General features: G+C 39.2%; 10 protein-coding genes, 4 tRNA genes and 1 pseudogene. 2 read left to right on the top strand and 13 right to left on the bottom strand.

The window, feature by feature from the left end; genetic code table 11:
- Positions 1-353: 353 nt before the first annotated feature.
- Genes fusA through rpsL form a run of 3 tightly spaced genes read right to left on the bottom strand, consistent with a single transcriptional unit; the run spans position 354 to position 3,430 of the window.
- Positions 354-2,450, bottom strand: coding sequence for an elongation factor G (gene fusA / locus ACYT32_RS09840; RefSeq protein ID WP_395265945.1), 2,097 nt, complete (start codon positions 2,448-2,450; stop codon positions 354-356).
- A gap of 46 nt (positions 2,451-2,496) precedes the next feature.
- Positions 2,497-2,964, bottom strand: a complete 468-nt coding sequence (gene rpsG, locus ACYT32_RS09835; RefSeq protein ID WP_102196878.1) for a 30S ribosomal protein S7 — start codon at positions 2,962-2,964, stop codon at positions 2,497-2,499.
- Between the two features lie 52 nt (positions 2,965-3,016).
- The gene (gene rpsL, locus ACYT32_RS09830) at positions 3,017-3,430 is read right to left on the bottom strand and encodes a 30S ribosomal protein S12 (protein WP_041501325.1); all 414 of its coding nucleotides are present in this window, start codon (positions 3,428-3,430) and stop codon (positions 3,017-3,019) included.
- Positions 3,431-3,516: 86 nt separating this feature from the next.
- Between rpsL and ACYT32_RS09825 the strand changes: the two are divergent.
- Together ACYT32_RS09825 and ACYT32_RS09820 are read left to right on the top strand one after the other, a co-directional pair.
- A pseudogene (locus ACYT32_RS09825) lies at positions 3,517-3,912 on the top strand (prepilin peptidase); the annotation flags it as partial.
- Positions 3,913-3,921: 9 nt separating this feature from the next.
- Complete coding sequence (locus ACYT32_RS09820) at positions 3,922-4,317, top strand: A24 family peptidase (protein WP_395266023.1); 396 nt, start codon at positions 3,922-3,924, stop codon at positions 4,315-4,317.
- On the opposite strand, the gene ACYT32_RS09815 is transcribed toward ACYT32_RS09820, so the two are convergent.
- The 10 genes from ACYT32_RS09815 to dusB all read right to left on the bottom strand — a co-directional run bounded on the left by ACYT32_RS09815 (position 4,307) and on the right by dusB (position 18,652).
- Positions 4,307-5,128, bottom strand: a complete 822-nt coding sequence (locus tag ACYT32_RS09815; RefSeq protein WP_395265944.1) for an alpha/beta hydrolase — start codon at positions 5,126-5,128, stop codon at positions 4,307-4,309. The genes ACYT32_RS09820 and ACYT32_RS09815 overlap by 11 nt on opposite strands.
- A gap of 87 nt (positions 5,129-5,215) precedes the next feature.
- Positions 5,216-8,884, bottom strand: coding sequence for a DNA-directed RNA polymerase subunit beta' (rpoC, locus tag ACYT32_RS09810; RefSeq protein WP_395265943.1), 3,669 nt, complete (start codon positions 8,882-8,884; stop codon positions 5,216-5,218).
- Between the two features lie 24 nt (positions 8,885-8,908).
- A complete protein-coding gene (gene rpoB / locus ACYT32_RS09805) occupies positions 8,909-12,517 on the bottom strand; it encodes a DNA-directed RNA polymerase subunit beta (RefSeq protein WP_395266021.1) in 3,609 nt (1,202 codons plus the stop codon).
- Positions 12,518-12,773: 256 nt separating this feature from the next.
- A complete protein-coding gene (locus ACYT32_RS09800; RefSeq protein WP_395265942.1) occupies positions 12,774-15,260 on the bottom strand; it encodes an ATP-dependent Clp protease ATP-binding subunit in 2,487 nt (828 codons plus the stop codon).
- Between the two features lie 228 nt (positions 15,261-15,488).
- Positions 15,489-15,560: transfer RNA gene (locus ACYT32_RS09795), tRNA-Gly, on the bottom strand.
- 12 nt (positions 15,561-15,572) lie between these two features.
- Positions 15,573-15,645 (bottom strand) — tRNA-Thr (locus ACYT32_RS09790).
- Positions 15,646-15,708: 63 nt separating this feature from the next.
- Positions 15,709-15,791: transfer RNA gene (locus tag ACYT32_RS09785), tRNA-Leu, on the bottom strand.
- A gap of 35 nt (positions 15,792-15,826) precedes the next feature.
- Positions 15,827-15,899, bottom strand: a tRNA-Val gene (locus tag ACYT32_RS09780).
- Positions 15,900-16,075: 176 nt separating this feature from the next.
- Complete coding sequence (gene lysS, locus ACYT32_RS09775; protein WP_395266020.1) at positions 16,076-17,566, bottom strand: lysine--tRNA ligase; 1,491 nt, start codon at positions 17,564-17,566, stop codon at positions 16,076-16,078.
- An 81-nt stretch (positions 17,567-17,647) separates the two neighbouring features.
- On the bottom strand, positions 17,648-18,652 hold the full coding sequence (dusB, locus tag ACYT32_RS09770) for a tRNA dihydrouridine synthase DusB (protein WP_395265941.1): 1,005 nt from the start codon (positions 18,650-18,652) through the stop codon (positions 17,648-17,650).
- Positions 18,653-18,669: the final 17 nt, after the last annotated feature.

Raw genomic sequence — 18,669 nt, 5'->3', positions numbered from 1 at the left:
ACAGTATTACATCCTTCTGAAGTATTCAATCTATACATCGCATTGTTAATATTTTGTCTTTGTCGTGCGGTGATATTATCTGTTAACCAAAATTTTTGATACGTAATACCATTAGAATTTTTCAAATTACTACCATATAGATAGTACGGTGCAGCATTTACATCGGTAACATTAAGTGAAAATATAATAGGATTGGTATTAAAATACCATGGCAAAGATTGCCAAATTGTTTGGTTGTTTGAATGAAACTAAAAAAAGCAATTGAAAATTCCAAATATAGGAATTTATCAATTGCTTTTTACTTTGAATTAGGAGTTATGTCCCTAACTCTTTTTTAGTTTCACTCTAAAGATCTATTCTTCAGGGTTACCACCGTTTTTCTTAATAATGTCAGCTTGAATTGACTTAGGAACCTTTTCGTAGTGATCCATTGTCATTGTAAATGTACCACGACCTTGTGTTGCTGAACGAAGTGTTGTAGCGTAACCAAACATTTCTGCAAGTGGAACGAAAGCATTGATAAGTTGTGCATTACCACGTGCTTCCATACCTTCAACACGTCCACGACGAGCAGTAACTTGTCCCATAACATCACCTAAGTAATCTTCTGGTGTAACAATTTCAACCTTCATAATAGGTTCAAGAATTACAGCACCAGCAGTCTTAGCAGCATTACGTAGAGCCATTGAAGCGGCAATCTTGAAGGCTGCTTCAGATGAATCGACTTCGTGGTATGAACCATCATACAACTTAGCCTTAACATCGATCAATGGATAACCGGCAAGAACACCGTTTTCCATAGCTTCCTTCAAACCTTGTTCAACTGATGGAATGTATTCACGAGGAACAACACCACCGACGATAGCGTCTTCGAATTCGAAGCCTTTACCTTCTTCATTAGGTGTAAATTCAACCCAAACATCACCATATTGACCTTTACCACCTGATTGACGAACGAACTTACCTTGAGCACTTGTTTGTTGTGTAAATGTTTCACGGTAAGCAACTTGAGGTTCACCAACCTTACATGCAACGTTGAATTCACGTTTCATACGGTCAACCATGATATCCAAGTGCAATTCACCCATTCCGGCGATAAGAGTTTCACCAGTTTCAGGATTTGTTTCAGCTTGGAAAGTAGGATCTTCTTCAGATAGTTTTTGGATAGCAATATCCATCTTATCTCTATCTTCCTTTGAGTTAGGTTCGATAGAAACTTGGATAACTGGATCTGGAATATCCAATGATTCAAGAATCAATGGATCTGAAGGATCTGTTAGAGAATCACCAGTTGTAGTGTTCTTCAAACCGATAACAGCAGCGATATCACCTGAGAATACTTCTGGGATTTCCTTACGGTGGTTAGAATGCATTTGTAGCAAACGACCAACACGTTCACGTTTGTCTTTTGTTGAGTTCAAGACATAAGAACCTGATTCTAGTGAACCTCTATATACACGAATGTATGTTAGACGTCCAACGAATGGGTCAGTAGCGATCTTAAATGCTAGACCAGCAAATGGTTTGCTATCATCAGCCATAAGTTCAACTTCTGAGTCATCCTTAGGATCTGTAGCTTTATAAGGACGTACGTCAAGTGGTGATGGTAGGTAATCAACAACCGCATCCATCAACATTTGAACACCTTTGTTCTTGAAAGCAGAACCAGCAAGAACTGGGAAGAATTTCAAATTGATTGTTGCTTTACGAATAGCTGCACGGATTTCATCATTGCTGATTTCTTCTCCGCCAAGATATTTTTCCATGATGTCGTCATCAACATCAGCAACAGCTTCGATCAATTCAGAACGTTTCTTTTCTGCTTCAGCACGGTATTCTTCAGGAACATCAACTGTATCCCACTTTGTACCTAATTCATCTTCATCATAAAGGTCGGCTTTCATTTCGATCAAGTCGATAACACCTTCGAATTGGTCTTCAGCACCAATAGGCATTTGAACAGCATGCGCATTAGCTTGAAGTCTTTCGTGAAGTGTGTCAACTGAGTAGTCGAAGTTAGCACCGATTTTATCCATTTTGTTAACAAAAACAATACGTGGAACACCATATGTTGAAGCTTGACGCCAAACATTTTCAGTTTGTGGTTCAACACCTGATTGAGCATCAAGAACTGTAATAGCACCATCTAGCACACGTAGTGAACGTTCAACTTCGATTGTGAAGTCAACGTGTCCTGGAGTATCGATGATGTTGATACGGTTACCTTTCCATTCAGCAGTTGTAGCAGCTGATGTAATAGTAATACCACGTTCTTGTTCTTGGGCCATCCAGTCCATTTGTGAAGCACCATCATGTGTTTCACCAATTTTGTGGATCTTACCAGTATAGTACAAAATACGTTCAGTAGTTGTAGTTTTACCGGCATCGATATGGGCCATGATACCAATATTTCTGGTTTCTTCTAGTGGAAATTCACGTTTATTAGCCATGAAAAATTGTTTCTCCTCTCAAATTAACTAGTTTAACAACTAGATCCTACCAACGATAGTGAGCGAATGCACGGTTAGCATCGGCCATCTTATGTGTATCTTCACGTTTCTTAACAGCAGCACCAGTATTGTTAGCTGCATCCATAATTTCATTTGCAAGACGTTGGTCCATTGTATGTTCACCACGTAGACGAGCATAGCTTGTGATCCAACGAAGACCTAAAGTAGTACGACGATCTGGACGTACTTCGATAGGAATTTGATAGTTAGAACCACCGATACGGCGAGCCTTAACTTCAAGTACAGGCATAACATTGTTCATTGCTTCTTCAAACACGTCCAATGGTTCGTTACCTGTCTTATCCTTAATAATATCGAATGCACGATATAGAATTGTTGAAGCAGTACCTCTTTTACCATCATACATTAAGTGGTTGATCAAGCGAGTTACTAGCTTTGAGTTGTACATTGGGTCTGGCAAAACATCACGTTTTGGAGCTCTACCTTTACGCATATTAAATTCCTCCGTTATTACATTATTTCTTTAAGATATTAATAATTGGTTGTTATTTCTTAGGTCTCTTAGCACCATATTTTGAACGACTTTGCATACGTCCATCAACACCGGCTGTATCTAAGGCACCACGAACAACGTGATAACGAACACCAGGTAGATCCTTTACACGTCCACCACGGACGAGAACAACACTATGCTCTTGCAAGTTGTGGCCAATACCAGGGATATATGCTGTTACTTCAATAAGGTTTGATAATCTAACACGGGCATACTTACGTAGGGCAGAGTTAGGTTTCTTAGGTGTCATTGTACCGACACGAGTTGCAACACCACGTTTTTGTGGAGCTGGGTTCTTTGTGGCAACTTTCTTCATACTATTGTAGCCGTAGTTCAATGCAGGAGCATCGGACTTAGAAGTTTGTGACTTACGGCCTTTGCGAACTAATTGATTAATTGTAGGCATTCAAAGTTCCTCCTAAAAATTTAAGTACACACATCCAGGTGGTTCATAATTTTGTAAAATAATAAACCACATGAGTGGCGTACGTTATGAGCTTTATATTTAATAAACAAACTAATATTGCTGCCAATAAAAGCACGTCTAATAGAATACCATCTAAAAAAAGCCATGTCAATGCAACATTTCTAAAAAGTTATCCACAAGACTTCGTAATTTTAAACGAGGTGAAAAAAATGAAATACTTTTTATACTTAATTATTTTCATGTTAGGAGCTTGCATTATCTCCTTTCTAAAAGTTGTTGCTCATGATTACCCGCATTTGAGCCTGACTAGACGCTCACATTGCGACTATTGTGATAGGATTTTACGATGGTTTGAAATTATACCTATAATAGGTTATTTCATTGTTTATGGTAAATGCTCCCACTGCAAAAATCAAATTAGTTTTTTAAATCCGGTTAATGAATTTATTGGTGGATCAATATTCTTAACTTTGATTAACTGCAACGACTTTGCCCTAATACCGTTGTTTTTATTGTTGATTCTCTTAGGATTTTGCGATGCCTTTTTTGGCTATGTCTATCCGATGACTTATGTAATCGTCATTCCTACCTTATTCTGGCACCAATTCCATCCACTGATTGGACTGATATTTTACTTATCTCTACTACTATTCAGTCGCAAGTACGAATTTGGTTTAGGTGACATTGAAGTTATCGCTCTATTAGGCTTGATCTTAGGCTGGTTTTCAACACTTTGGATCATCACTTTAGCTTGCTTGATCTGTTTAACCGCCTATTTAGTGCATAAAAAAAGATCATTTAGATTCATCCCCTATCTCAGTTATTCAACAGGTATCGTCTATCTGATCTCTTTATTTATTGCTTAGGAATAATATTTTGTAATTTAAGCCAATTTACGCACAATTCCCACCACTTTGTATCGAATTGGTTGAGATTTGCCTCATTACCAGGATTTTGAGTAACATAATTTGCCAATGATAAACCATGCGCACCAGAACCAAATAAGTGTAATTCAAATGGAACGTTCAACAAATCTAGTTTTTGCGCATATACGATCGAATTCATCACGGGAACTGTAGTATCAGTGACTGTTTGCCAAATGAAAGTTGGTTTGCTGTTCTTGCTTAGATGCTCTTGAGCTTGCCAGTAATAAATATCTGGTGCAACTTTCATGGACCATTCCTCATCGGTTGGCCAACCCAGGGTCATATCGATCACAGGATAACAGAGCACATTTGCTGCTGGCGTTACCTTTAAACCCTCAGGGTAAATCTTTGGACTCTGATCTGGATCCATCATTAGTGAATTGAAGTTAGCCACGATATGACTACCAGCTGAAAATCCTATCAAAATGACTTTCTCAAAATCAATGTGATGGGCTTCATCTTGTGTCTTCAACCAGTTTAAAGTCGTTGCTAATTCTTGCAAGGCCAAGGGATAAACGCTGTGTTCATCGTCGGCAAGTTGATAGTTCAAAACTAAGGCGTGCATACCTATCGAATTGAATTTAAAGGCAATTGGCTGTGCTTCACGATCAGTAATGAATTTAAAAGCCCCTCCAGGACAAATAATTGCTAAAGGACGCTTAGCTGGTGTCCCAAAGTCAGCTACAGGATCGACCCAATACGTATCTAAATTAAACTTCGTATTTTGATAAGCTAATTCTTGTTTCTGCAAAATTTTAACCTCCAAAAAGTTTTTCTAGATTCTATCACTACTAGTATACAAAAAAAGACAGCCCAAAGGCTGTCTTTTTAATAACAATTAGTGTTTTTCTTCTTTAGCTGCATCTTCAGCTTTCATTTGAGCTTCAATGTCAGAAATTGTGTAGGCACCGTTCAAGGAGTTATCTGCCATAGGACCAACTTTCTTTGGTTCCATGTGGTTGTACTTAGCCATACCAGTACCAGCAGGGATAAGTTTACCAATAATAACATTTTCCTTAAGTCCAAGAAGTGGATCATTCTTACCACGAATTGAAGCGTCAGTAAGAACTCGAGTTGTTTCCTGGAAGGAAGCGGCTGACAAGAAACTGTTAGTTTCAAGAGAAGCCTTAGTGATACCAAGTAGAACTGGACGACCAGTTGCTGGTACATCACCATTGAACAATGTTTCACGGTTATGGTCAGTAAATTGAGAAATATCCATCAATTGACCAGGCAAGACATCTGTATCACCAGGATCAAGAATACGGATCTTTCTAAGCATTTGTCTGATCATAACCTCAAAGTGCTTATCAGAGATATCAACACCCTGCATACGGTAAACTTTTTGAACTTCAGCAAGCAAGTAGTTTTCTGTATGTAGAACGTTTGTAACTTTGATCAATTCCTTAGGATCGATTGAACCTTGTGTTAACTTACCACCACGTTTAACGTGATCACCTTCGGCAACCGCAACACTTGATGTGTAAGGAACATTGTAAGATCTAGTATCAATGTCACCTTCAACTGTAATTTCCTTAGTGTGTTCTGCTGGGTTTTCATCGATTGATGTAACTGTACCATCAACTTCTGAAATAACGGCAAGACCTTTAGGATTTCTAGCTTCAACGATTTCTTGAACACGAGGAAGTCCTTGAGTAATATCGTCACCACCAGCAACACCACCGGTATGGAAGTTTCTCATTGTCAATTGTGTACCTGGTTCACCGATTGATTGAGCAGCAACAGTACCAACTGCTTCACCAATTTCAACTTCTTCACCAGTAGCAAGGTTACGACCGTAACACTTCTTACATACACCATGCTTAGTATCACATGTGAATGCTGAACGAATTGTCACGTGAGTAACACCAGCGTCAACAACCTTTTGAGCAATTGTTTCATCCATCAAGACACCACGAGGTACGATAACTTCGCCAGTCTTTGGATCTTTAACTGTCTTTTGTGTATAACGACCAACTAGTCGATCATACAATGGTTCGATCATATCGGTACCTTCCATGATTGAACTTACAACAAGTCCACGATCAGTACCACAATCTTCTTCACGAACAATAACATCTTGCGCAACATCAACCAAACGACGAGTCAAGTAACCAGAGTTAGCTGTCTTCAAAGCCGTATCAGTCATACCTTTACGGGCACCGTGGGTTGACATGAACATTTCCATAACTGATAGTCCTTCACGGAAGTTAGAAATAACAGGGATTTCCATCATACCACCGTTAGGGGCAGCCATAAGTCCACGCATACCTGCTAGCTGAGTAAAGTTTGAGATGTTACCACGGGCACCGGAGTCAGACATCATTGAAATAGGGTTAGTAGGATCAAATGAGTCGATCAACAATTGTTGGATCTCATCCTTTGTATCATTCCAAACACTGATAACACGGTCATGACGTTCTGAATCGGTGATAAGTCCACGACGGAATTGCTTAGAAATTGAAGCAACTTGTTTGTGGGCTTTTTCGATGATTTCAGGTTTTTGAGTCAAGTTAGGAACATCTGTCACACCGACTGTCAAACCAGACAATGTACAAATTGTATAACCTAATTCCTTCATATCATCAAGTAGTGATGAAGTTCTTTGAACACGGTAGATCTTGAATACTTGAGCAATGATATCTGATAAGTAGCCACTCTTCAATGGGTCGATTAGATCCATTTCATCGAGACGAGCCTTAATATCTTCACCTTTGCCAAGGAAGTATTTGTCTGGAACGCCATGCATCAAGTTTTCATCAGTTGGTTCATTCAAATATGGGAAATCTTCAGGAAGAATTTCGTTAAAGATTACTTTACCAACTGAAGTAATCATAACCTTATCTCTTTGATCATCCTTGAATGGCTTGTTTGGCATTGAGTTAACTGCGATACCAATTCTTGTGTGATAGTGAACATCACCATTCAATAAAGCAGTTTGAACTTCGTTTGAATCCTTGAAGATCTTACCTTCACCAGTCATATGTCTTGTTTCAATTGTTAGATAGTAGTTACCTAAAACGACATCCTGTGAAGGTGTAACGATAGGCTTACCATCTTTAGGAGCAAGAATATGGTGAGCAGCAAGCATCAACATACGAGCTTCGGCTTGAGCTTCATCTGATAGAGGAACGTGGATAGCCATCTGATCCCCATCGAAATCGGCATTGTAAGCTTCACAAGCAAGTGGGTGCAAACGCATTGACTTACCTTCAACCAAGACAGGTTCAAAAGCTTGAATACCAAGTCTGTGAAGTGTAGGGGCACGGTTAAGTAATACTGGACGTTCTTTGATAACGTCTTCTAGTACATCCCAAATGTCATCATCTTGACGATCGATCTTTCTTCTAGCATTTTTAACGTTAGAAGCAATTTCACGCTTAACAAGTTCATGCATAACGAATGGTTTGAATAATTCCAAAGCCATTTCACGTGGAAGACCACATTGATAGAACTTCAATGTAGGACCAACATCAATAACTGAACGTCCTGAATAATCAACACGTTTACCAAGTAAGTTTTGACGGAAACGTCCTTGCTTACCTTTCAACATATGTGAAAGTGACTTCAATGGACGGTTACCAGGTCCAGTAACGGGACGGCCACGACGACCATTATCGATCAAAGCATCAACGGCTTCTTGCAACATACGTTTTTCGTTTTGAACGATGATGTTAGGAGCATGAAGATCCAACAATCTCTTCAAACGGTTATTTCTGTTAATAACACGACGGTACAAATCGTTCAAGTCAGAAGTAGCGAAACGGCCACCTTCTAGTTGAACCATAGGACGTAAATCAGGTGGGATAACAGGAATTGCTTCCATTACCATCCATTCTGGTTTATTGCCTGATTTTTGGAAAGCACTTAAAATGTCCAAACGTCTGATAGCACGAGTACGTTTTTGACCTTGAGCACTCTTTAATTCATCACGAAGTTCTTTAACTTCAGAATCCATATCAACTTGGCTAAGTAAATCACGGATACCTTCAGCACCCATCTTAGCAACGAACTTGTTGCCAAATTCTTCACGTTTCTTACGATATTCTGTTTCAGTTAAAAGTTGTTTCTTTTCTAGATCTGTTTCACCTGGGTCGATAACTACATATGATGCAAAGTAGATTACTTCTTCCAAGTTTCTTGGACTCATGTCCAAAACAAGTCCCATACGTGATGGGATACCCTTGAAGTACCAGATGTGTGATACTGGGGCAGCTAATTCGATGTGAGCCATACGTTCACGACGAACCTTTGAACGAGTAACTTCAACACCACAGCGGTCACAGACAATACCCTTATAACGGATACGTTTGTATTTACCACAGGCACATTCCCAGTCTTTAGTTGGTCCGAAAATTCTTTCATCGAATAGACCATCTTTTTCTGGTTTCAAAGTACGGTAGTTGATAGTTTCTGGTTTTTTAACTTCTCCATAAGACCAACTACGAATCTTGTCCGGAGATGCTAAACCAATTTGCATACTTTCGAATTTATTAACGTCTATCAAAAGGTAACCTCCCTAAAGTTTTGACTAGTTTTCTGATTTTGTACTAGTTGATTCAGCTGAATCTTTTGAGTCTTCAAGCTTCTTAGCTTCCTCTTCAGCACGTTTTTGTTCTTGTTGTTTAGCAAACTTAGATAAGGCGTCGATTGAAACAGTGTCTTCATCGTCATCCATATCTCTAAGTTCGATTTCTTTCTTATGTGAATCTAAGACTTTCATGTCTAGTCCTAGAGCTTGTAGTTCTTTGACAAGAACACGGAATGATTCAGGAACACCAGGCTTAGGAATACTTTCACCCTTAACGATAGCTTCGTATGTCTTAACACGTCCAACAACATCATCAGACTTGTAAGTCAAGATTTCTTGAAGTGTATAAGCAGCACCGTAAGCTTCAAGGGCCCAAACTTCCATTTCACCAAATCTCTGACCACCAAATTGTGCTTTACCACCAAGTGGTTGTTGAGTAACTAGTGAGTAAGGTCCGATTGAACGAGCATGAATCTTATCATCAACCATGTGGGCTAGTTTCAAGTAGTACATGACACCAACGGCAACACGGTTCTTGAATGGTTCACCAGTACGTCCATCATAAAGGATCGACTTACCATCAGAATCCATATCAGCTTCTTTAACGATGTCCCAAAGTTCGTCATCACTTACACCGTCGAAAACAGGTGTAGCAACATGGATGCCAAGTTTTCTAGCAGCCATACCTAAGTGAAGATCAAGAACTTGTCCGATATTCATACGTGATGGAACACCCATTGGGTTCAAGAGGATATCTACTGGAGTACCATCTGGCATGTAAGGCATATCTTCCTCAGGAACAACGATTGAAACAGTACCCTTGTTACCGTGACGACCAGACATCTTGTCACCAACTTGAATCTTACGCTTTTGAGCAATGTAAACACGAACTAACATGTTAACACCAGGATCAAGTTCGTCACCGGCTTCACGAGTGAAGACCTTAACATCTTGGATAATACCGCCACCACCATGTGGTACACGAAGTGAAGTATCACGAACTTCACGAGCTTTTTCACCAAAGATAGCATGAAGCAATCTTTCTTCGGCTGATAATTCAGTCACACCTTTAGGAGTAACTTTACCAACTAAGATATCGCCATCACGGACTTCAGCACCAATTCTGATAATTCCGAATTCGTCAAGATCCTTCAATGAATCTTCACCAACGTTAGGAATTTCACGTGTGATTTCTTCAGGTCCAAGTTTTGTATCACGTGCTTCTGATTCGTATTCTTCAATATGAACTGAAGTATAAGCATCTTCACGCACTAATTTTTCTGAAAGTACGATCGCATCTTCGTAGTTGTACATGTTCCATGTCATAAAGGCAATCAATGGGTTTTGACCAAGAGCTAATTCACCGTTTTCCATAGCAGGACCATCGGCGATAATATCACCCTTCTTAACCTTTTCATCCTTACGAACGATAGGTTTTTGGTTGTAACTCTTACCATTATTTGAACGACGGAACTTAGTGATCTTGTAATCATCAATTGTGCCATCTTCGTCACGTTTGACCGTAACTTTCTTAGCATCAACATATTCAACTGTACCAGCGTGTTCAGCTAACAATGCAGCACCAGAATCATGAGCAGCAATATATTCCATACCAGTACCAACTAATGGTGCATGTGGATTGATCAAAGGAACAGCTTGACGTTGCATGTTGGCACCCATCAAAGCACGGTTGGAGTCATCGTTTTCCAAGAAAGGAATACATGCAGTAGCTACAGAAACTACTTGTTTAGGAGAAACGTCCATGTAATCGACTTTTTCAGGAGTTGTTTCGATGTTATCATCCTTGCTACGAGCCAAGATCGTGTTGTCAACGAATGAACCATCATCGTTCAATGGTGTATTAGCTTGGGCAACAACGTAGTTATCTTCTTCGTCAGCAGTCAAGTAATCGATTTTATCGGTTACTTTGTGAGTATCCCATGAAACACGACGATATGGTGTTTCAATGAAGCCATACTTGTTGATGATGGCATATGAAGCCAAGTTATTGATAAGTCCGATATTAGGACCTTCAGGAGTTTCGATAGGACACATACGGCCATAGTGAGTATAGTGAACGTCACGAACTTCATATCCGGCACGGTCACGAGTCAAACCACCAGGTCCAAGGGCTGATAAACGACGTTTGTGTTCTAGTTCTCCAAGTGGATTAGTTTGATCCATGAATTGTGACAATTGTGATGAACCAAAGAATTCCTTGATTGAAGCAACAACAGGTCTGATATTGATCAATTGTTGAGGTGTAACAGTTGATGAGTCTTGAATTGACATTCTTTCACGAACAACACGTTCCATACGTGATAGACCAATTCTAAATTGGTTTTGTAGCAATTCACCGACTGAACGAATACGACGGTTACCCAAGTGATCGATATCATCAGTTGTACCGATACCTTCTTTTAAGTTCAAGAAGTAGTTGATTCCAGCTAAGATATCAGCTGGTGTAATTGTCCGGTTTTCTTCAGGAATATGACCGTTACCAATCATGTTAACAACTTTTTCGTTATCGACTTCTGAATAAACCTTGATAGTTTGAATAGTGATTGGGTCAGTTAGAACACCCTCATCTGAAGGAGTCAATGTGACAGTCTTGAAATCGTCTCTTTCAAGATATGGAGCCAATTTATTCATGGCATCGCGGTCAATCAAAGTATCCTTAGCGAGTACAACTTCACCAGTATCTGGGTCAGCTAATGTTTCAGCTAAAGTCTTGTTGAGAAGTCTTGTCTTAAGATTTAACTTCTTATTGATCTTGTAACGACCAACAGGGGCTAGATCATAACGACGTGGGTCAAAGAAACGAGCATATAGCAATGAACGAGAACTATCTGCTGTCTTTGGTTCACCAGGACGAAGTCTTTCATAGATATCTTTCAAAGCTTCTTCAACACGTGAATCACTTGTATCCTTATGAACATCTTTTTCAAGAGTAAGGTTCAAAGTATCGTTTTCACCAAAAATATCAAGAATTTCTGAGTCTTCACCAAAACCTAGGGCTCTGACAAGTTCAGAAATAGCTAACTTTCTAGTTCTATCGATTCTTACGTAACCTAAACCTTTAGCATCTGTTTCATATTCCAACCAAGCACCACGGTTAGGGATAACGGTTGTACCATAGTTTACACGGCCATTTTTATCAGTATCTTCATTGTAGTAGATACCAGGTGAACGAACTAATTGAGAAACAATTACACGTTCAGCACCGTTGATGATGAAAGTTCCTTCATCAGTCATGATAGGGAAATCACCGAAGAAAACATCTTGAGTCTTGATTTCACCAGTTTCATGGTTAGTCAACTTCAAAGTTACATGGAGTGGTGCTGAATAGTTAGCGTCATGAGCTCTAGCTTCTTCAACAGTATATTTTGGTTCTAGTAACTTGTAATCGACGTATTCCAAAGAAAGATTTCCTGCGAAATCATCAATTGGCATAATGTCATCAAACATATCTTTTAGTCCTTCATCCAAGAACCAGTTGTAAGAATTTGTTTGAATGTCAATCAAATTTGGCAGTGGAAGTACTTCCTTGATCTTTGCATAACTACGACGAACACGGTGTGCACCATAATTAACGTTATGATAAGTCAAATTTTTCACCTCAACATTTAATTTGTTCAAATTGCCGTATCGAAATATTACATTTTGATTACAATTGCATGAAAACGTTTTTTTATCCTAATTTTAGGCAAAAAAAAACCAAAAATAGAATCTCTTTTCTATTTTTGTGTTTTTTATTTAGCATAACCACGGACAATAGATCGTGATACGCAATTTGAACTTTGAATCTCAAAAAAGATAATACTCTCAACTATTTTCTTTGTCAATAGTAGTGATTTTACTTTTTTTAGTGAGTCAATGTTTTATTTTCTTCAGGGTGATCAACTGTAATTGTCAACTTCCCTTTTTTGGAACCAACTTTAATAGAGTCACCAGCTTTAACGTGTCCCATTAAAAGTTGTTCACTGGCTGGATCTTCGATTTCTCTTTGAATAGTTCTTCTCATTGGTCGAGCACCATACTCTGGATTGTAGCCATCTTTGACCAGATCATTGTAAGCTGATGGAGAAATTACTAGCTTGATTTCTCTTTCGTCCAGACGTTTTCTCAAGTTATTACTCATGATCTTAGCAATAGCCTTGAGTTGCTCTTTATTGAGTGACTTGAAGACAATTGTTTCATCGATTCGGTTCAAGAACTCAGGACGGAAGAATTTCTTCAATTCAGTATTGATTCGTTCTTGCATCTCTTTGTAGTCGTCATGAACATCACGCGCACCGAAGCCGACTGACTTGTCATCTTCCAAAGCACGAGCTCCCAAGTTGGAAGTCATGATGATAATGGTGTTTCTAAAGTCAACCTTACGTCCCTTGGCATCAGTTAAAATACCATCGTCTAAGACTTGTAACAAGATATTAAAGACATCAGGATGAGCCTTTTCAACCTCATCTAGCAAGACAACTGAATAAGGTTCATTTCTAACTTTTTCAGTCAGCTGACCACCATCATCAAAGCCAACATAACCTGGGGCAGAACCGATCAGCTTCGAAGTACTGTATTGTTCCATGTATTCAGACATGTCAACTCGGATCAAGTTATCTTCTGAACCAAACATTACTTCAGCAATCGACTTAGCTAGTTCAGTCTTACCAACACCAGTTGGTCCTAAGAACATAAATGAACCGATTGGGCGGTTAGGATCTTTCATTCCACTTCTAGCACGTCTGATGGCACGAGAAACGGCATTGATTGCGTCCTCTTGTCCAATAACTCGCTTGTGAAGCTCTTTTTCAAGGTTGAGTAGCTTTTCACTCTCTTTACGAGTAATTTGCTTCACAGGTACGCCTGTCCACTGTGCAATCACTTCAGCAATATCATCAGCGGTAACAACTGGCTTTTTAGTCTCAACAGTTTTTTTATCTTGAATCTTGCTCAATTGTTCTTGAACATCTTGCTCTTCTTCACGGATCTTCGCAGCTTTTTCAAAGTCTTGATCAAGAATGGCATTATTCTTGTCACTCAACAATTTCATTGACTTATTAGTCAATTCTTCCAACTTGTTGCTCTTGGAAACATTGTGAATTCTGACTTTAGCAGAAGCTTCATCCATCAAATCGATAGCCTTGTCAGGCAAGAAACGGTTAGTTAGATAACGGGTTGAAAAACGAACTGCTGCTTCAACAGCTTCATCAGAAATGGTCAAACCATGATGTTGTTCATATCTTGGACGTAGGCCTTCCAAAATCTTGATTGAATCTTCGGCACTAGGTTCTTCAACATGAACTTTCGCAAAGCGACGTTCCAAAGCAGTGTCTTTTTCAATGTACTTTTGATATTCATTTGAAGTTGTGGCACCGATCAATTGCAATTCACCACGAGCTAAAGCTGGTTTCAAGATATTTGAAGCATCAATTGCACCTTCGGCACCACCGGCACCAATCAAGGTGTGCAATTCATCAATAAAGAGAATGACATGTTTATCTTGATAAATTTCTTCGATAACTTTCTTCAAACGATCTTCAAACTCACCACGATACTTAGTTCCAGCTACTAATGAGCCCATATCAAGCATCATGATTCGTTTATTTTGCATATCGATTGGAACTTCTTTTTTGACGATAGCAATTGCTAAACCTTCAGCAATTGCAGTTTTACCAACACCAGGTTCCCCAACGAGGACTGGATTATTCTTGGTCCGACGGCTGAGGATCTGAATGGTTCTTTCAACTTCGGATTGACGACCAATGACTGGATCAATCTGATTGTCAGCAGCCATCTTAGTCAAATCACGAGCTAGAGAATCAAGTGTTGGTGTACCATTTTGTGATTGTTGTTTCTTTTGTTTATTAGATAAATTAGAAGCAAAACCTCGACGAGCTGCTTTATTCGAAATCCCCATCTTGCTCAAGAGCAATGACTTAGTTTTCGCTAAGCTAAGTCCTAGGTTGACCAAGATACGGTTAGCCAAATTGTCAGCATCATCTAGAATTGCCAATAAAATGTGTTCTGTTCCGATGCGGTTAGCCTTGTATGTATCAGATGTTTCTTCCGCATCGCTTAAAATCAATTGTCCTTTAGGAGAATATGGTAAATAAATCCCCTTGGCGGTATTAGATGAGACATCGCCATAACCTGTTAGATGTTCGATCTCCTCTTCAACATCTTGTTCACTTACAGCTAGATCTCTCAAAGTAATACCGGCAATACCATCATTCTCCATCACTAGTCCTAATAGGATATGTTCCGTTCCTACAGCATTGTGATGAAATGTCTTAGCTTGTTCTTGCGCTAGAACAAGTGCATTTTTGGCGCTTTCGGTAAATACTTTGTCCATAAATGTTACCTCTACTTTTTAAGTGTCTGTTTAGAAAGTATAATTGTGTTTGAAAAAAAAGCAATTAATTTACCTCACTAGGAAATCAATCTCTCAATTCCCCTCATATGAATCCTAACACATTCCGCATATTTATATACTTTATTAAGATAGACAATTAGATAACGAAAAAAGGCAATCAATTCTAATTAGAATTAATTACCCTTTTTAAATTATCGCTTTATCTAAAGCGGAAGACGGGATTCGAACCCGCGACCCCCACCATGGCAAGGTGATGTTCTACCACTGAACTACTTCCGCATTTTGGCTATATGCCGACTAGAGGATTCGAACCTCCGACCCCCTGTTTACAAGACAGGTGCTCTGCCAACTGAGCTAAGTCGGCATTATGTCAACAACAATTAACATAATACAAAATAATTAATCAATTTGCAAGACTAATTATTAATACGGGTGAAAGGACTTGAACCTTCATGTCCAAAGGACACTAGAACCTAAATCTAGCGCGTCTGCCAATTCCGCCACACCCGCAAAAAACTAATGAATCCATTAAGCGTTTTGCTTAATGGAGGATACAGGGATCGAACCTGTGACCTCCTGCTTGTAAGGCAGATGCTCTCCCAGCTGAGCTAATCCTCCATGTGTTACTCGTTTCAAACAACTATATTAGTATACCTTTTGACTATAAATCATGTCAACAACAATTTTTAAAGTTTTTAGCGCTTATTTTTGACTGAGCAATATCATATTTCGCCCTAACGCAAAAATACCCCTCTGATTCCTTATTTAGAATCAGAGAGGTATCTTAATTTAGCTTATTCAGGATTATTTGTGTTGTCTTCTGGTCTCATTGTTGGGAATAAGATCACGTCACGAATAGATGGTGCATCAGTTAGCAACATTACTAAACGATCGATTCCGATTCCAAGTCCACCAGTTGGTGGCATACCATATTCCATAGCTTCCACGTAATCGTTATCGATTGGTTCAGCTTCATCGTTACCCTTTTCACGTTCAGCAGCTTGTGCTTCAAAACGTTCTTTTTGGTCGATTGGATCATTTAATTCAGTAAAGGCATTACCGAATTCATGTCCTAGAATATAAACTTCGAAACGATCAGTGAAGTTAGGATTATCTTTACTCTTCTTAGCCAAAGGTGAAACTTCTAGTGGATACTCATAAATAAATGTAGGTTCTTTCAAAGTATCTTCAACGAAAGTTTCAAAGAACTCAGCGATAATATGACCAACGCCCCAGAAATCTTCGTAGTGTACACCTTTTTCATCAGCCAACTTACGAGCTTGTTCAAGATCCATATCTTGACTGAAATCAATACCAGTTTGTTCCTTGATTGCATCAACCATCTTCAAACGTCTGAATGGCTTGCTCAAATCAATTTCTTCACCTTGATAAGTGACCTTTTGAGTACCATTGGCCTTTTGCGCTGCATGTCTGAAGATTCCTTCGACTTCTTTCATAACATCAGTCATATCCCAATATGCGGCATATGTTTCCAAAGAAGTAAATTCAGGATTATGTTGTGTGTCCAAACCTTCATTACGGAAAGCACGACCAATTTCATATACTCGTTCAAATCCACCAACGATCAAACGTTTCAATGGCAATTCCAAAGCAATTCGTAGATACATGGACATATCCAAAGCATTGTGATGGGTGATGAATGGTCTAGCACTAGCACCACCAGCTTGAGTGTTCAATACAGGAGTTTCAACTGACATAAAGCCTTCGCCATCCAAATATTCACGAACGGCTGAGATGATCTTAGTACGCTTCTTAAAGCGTTCAAAACTATCTTGGTTAGCAATTAGATCCAAGTATCTTTGACGATAAATTTGTTCCACATTAGTCAAACCATGGAATTTATCTGGTAAAGGACGAAGTGACTTAGAAAGCATTGTGATATGTGTAGCTTTAACAGTCAATTCACCCATATCAGTCTTCATAATTTCACCGTGGATTCCCAAGTGATCACCGATATCTGAACGCTTGAAAATGTGATAATTCTCTTCACCAACGACATCTTTACGGACATAAATTTGAATCTTGCCGCTGCGATCACGGATATCGGCAAAACCAACTTTACCTTTACCACGTTTTGTCATCATACGTCCAGCAATGACTACAGGTAGGTCTTGTTCTTCAAGGGTTTCCTTGTCTTCATCGCCATACTTATCGTGGATTTCTTGGGCTAAAGCAGTTCTTTCAAATCTTGAGCCGAATGGATCAATGCCTTCATCATAAAGTTCTTGAAGTTTTTCACGTCTGACCCGTAGTTGGTCGTTCATGACTCTTGTTTTCTTAATTTCTTCTTTAGTTGGTTGCTTCTTTTGGTTGTTATTTTCGTTACTCAAAATTTTTCCCCCTGTCTACGAAATTTCTGAAGATCTCGCTTCTCTTTTTTCATAACTTTCAACAAAATCATCTAATGTATCAAAAACTTCTTGCATCGAATCTTCATTCATAACTTTAGCACGAGTTCTGACTGCATGGGGAATCCCCTTTAGATAATATGCTGCTTGTTGACGAAATTCTGGAACACCAACATGCTCACCTTTTAAGTCTACCAGACGTTGGAGTTGAAGTTTAGCTATATTAATTTTTTCTCTAACACTTGGTTCCGGTAAGATCTCGCCTGTGTTCAAATAATGATTCATTTCATTCAAACGCCAGAGGTTGCCAAGAACCGCTCGACCGACCATAACTGCATCGGCTCCTACGTCCTCCAGCATTGTTTTTGCGTCCTGTGGTGTTTTAACATCACCGTTACCGATGAATGGAATCGTTAATTGATCAGCCACTTCATGTAAAAGTTCCCAGTCGGAATGGCCACTATACATCTGAGCTTTAGTTCGTCCGTGCATTGCAACTGCCTTGGCACCAGCTTCTTGAGCCGCCAGGGCATTTTCGATTGCCAAAATACTGTCGTTGTCCCATCCAGTTCGCATTTTCACTGTGACTGGTTTCTCAACGGCTTTGCTGACAGCTTTAACCATCTCATAAAGCTTATCAGGATCACGTAGCCAGCTAGAACCAGCCCCAATCTTAGTAACTTTCTTGACTGGACAGCCCATGTTGATATCAATAATATCAGCACCAGTATTATTAGCCACATAAGTTGCTGCATTAACTAATGAATCCTTAGTACCACCGAAAATTTGAATACTGACCGGATGCTCTTTGGGATCGACGAACATCATGCCCAACGTCTTTAAATTTCGATATTTAATACCTTGGTCACTAATCATTTCACAAACTACTAAACCTGCACCGAATTCTTTAGCAGTAACTCGGAAAGATGAATTGGTGATACCTGCCATAGGCGCAACGACAATTTGATTAGGAATTGTGACGTTGCCTATTTTCCACTCCATACTTTTTACCTCTGAAT

This window comes from Companilactobacillus sp. FL22-3 (genome assembly GCF_054881455.1).
Note: the sequence above shows the minus strand (reverse complement) of the source record. Positions and strands in the feature narration are given on the sequence as shown.

Bases quoted from the DNA above. Each gene is read 5' to 3' on its own strand.
- ACYT32_RS09800 (WP_395265942.1), bottom strand. From the start codon at position 15,260: ATGGACAAAGTATTTACCGAAAGCGCCAAAAATGCACTTGTTCTAGCG.
- lysS (WP_395266020.1), bottom strand. From the start codon at position 17,566: ATGAACGACCAACTACGGGTCAGACGTGAAAAACTTCAAGAACTTTAT.
- dusB (WP_395265941.1), bottom strand. From the start codon at position 18,652: ATGGAGTGGAAAATAGGCAACGTCACAATTCCTAATCAAATTGTCGTT.
- rpsL (WP_041501325.1), bottom strand. From the start codon at position 3,430: ATGCCTACAATTAATCAATTAGTTCGCAAAGGCCGTAAGTCACAAACT.
- fusA (WP_395265945.1), bottom strand. From the start codon at position 2,450: ATGGCTAATAAACGTGAATTTCCACTAGAAGAAACCAGAAATATTGGT.
- rpsG (WP_102196878.1), bottom strand. From the start codon at position 2,964: ATGCGTAAAGGTAGAGCTCCAAAACGTGATGTTTTGCCAGACCCAATG.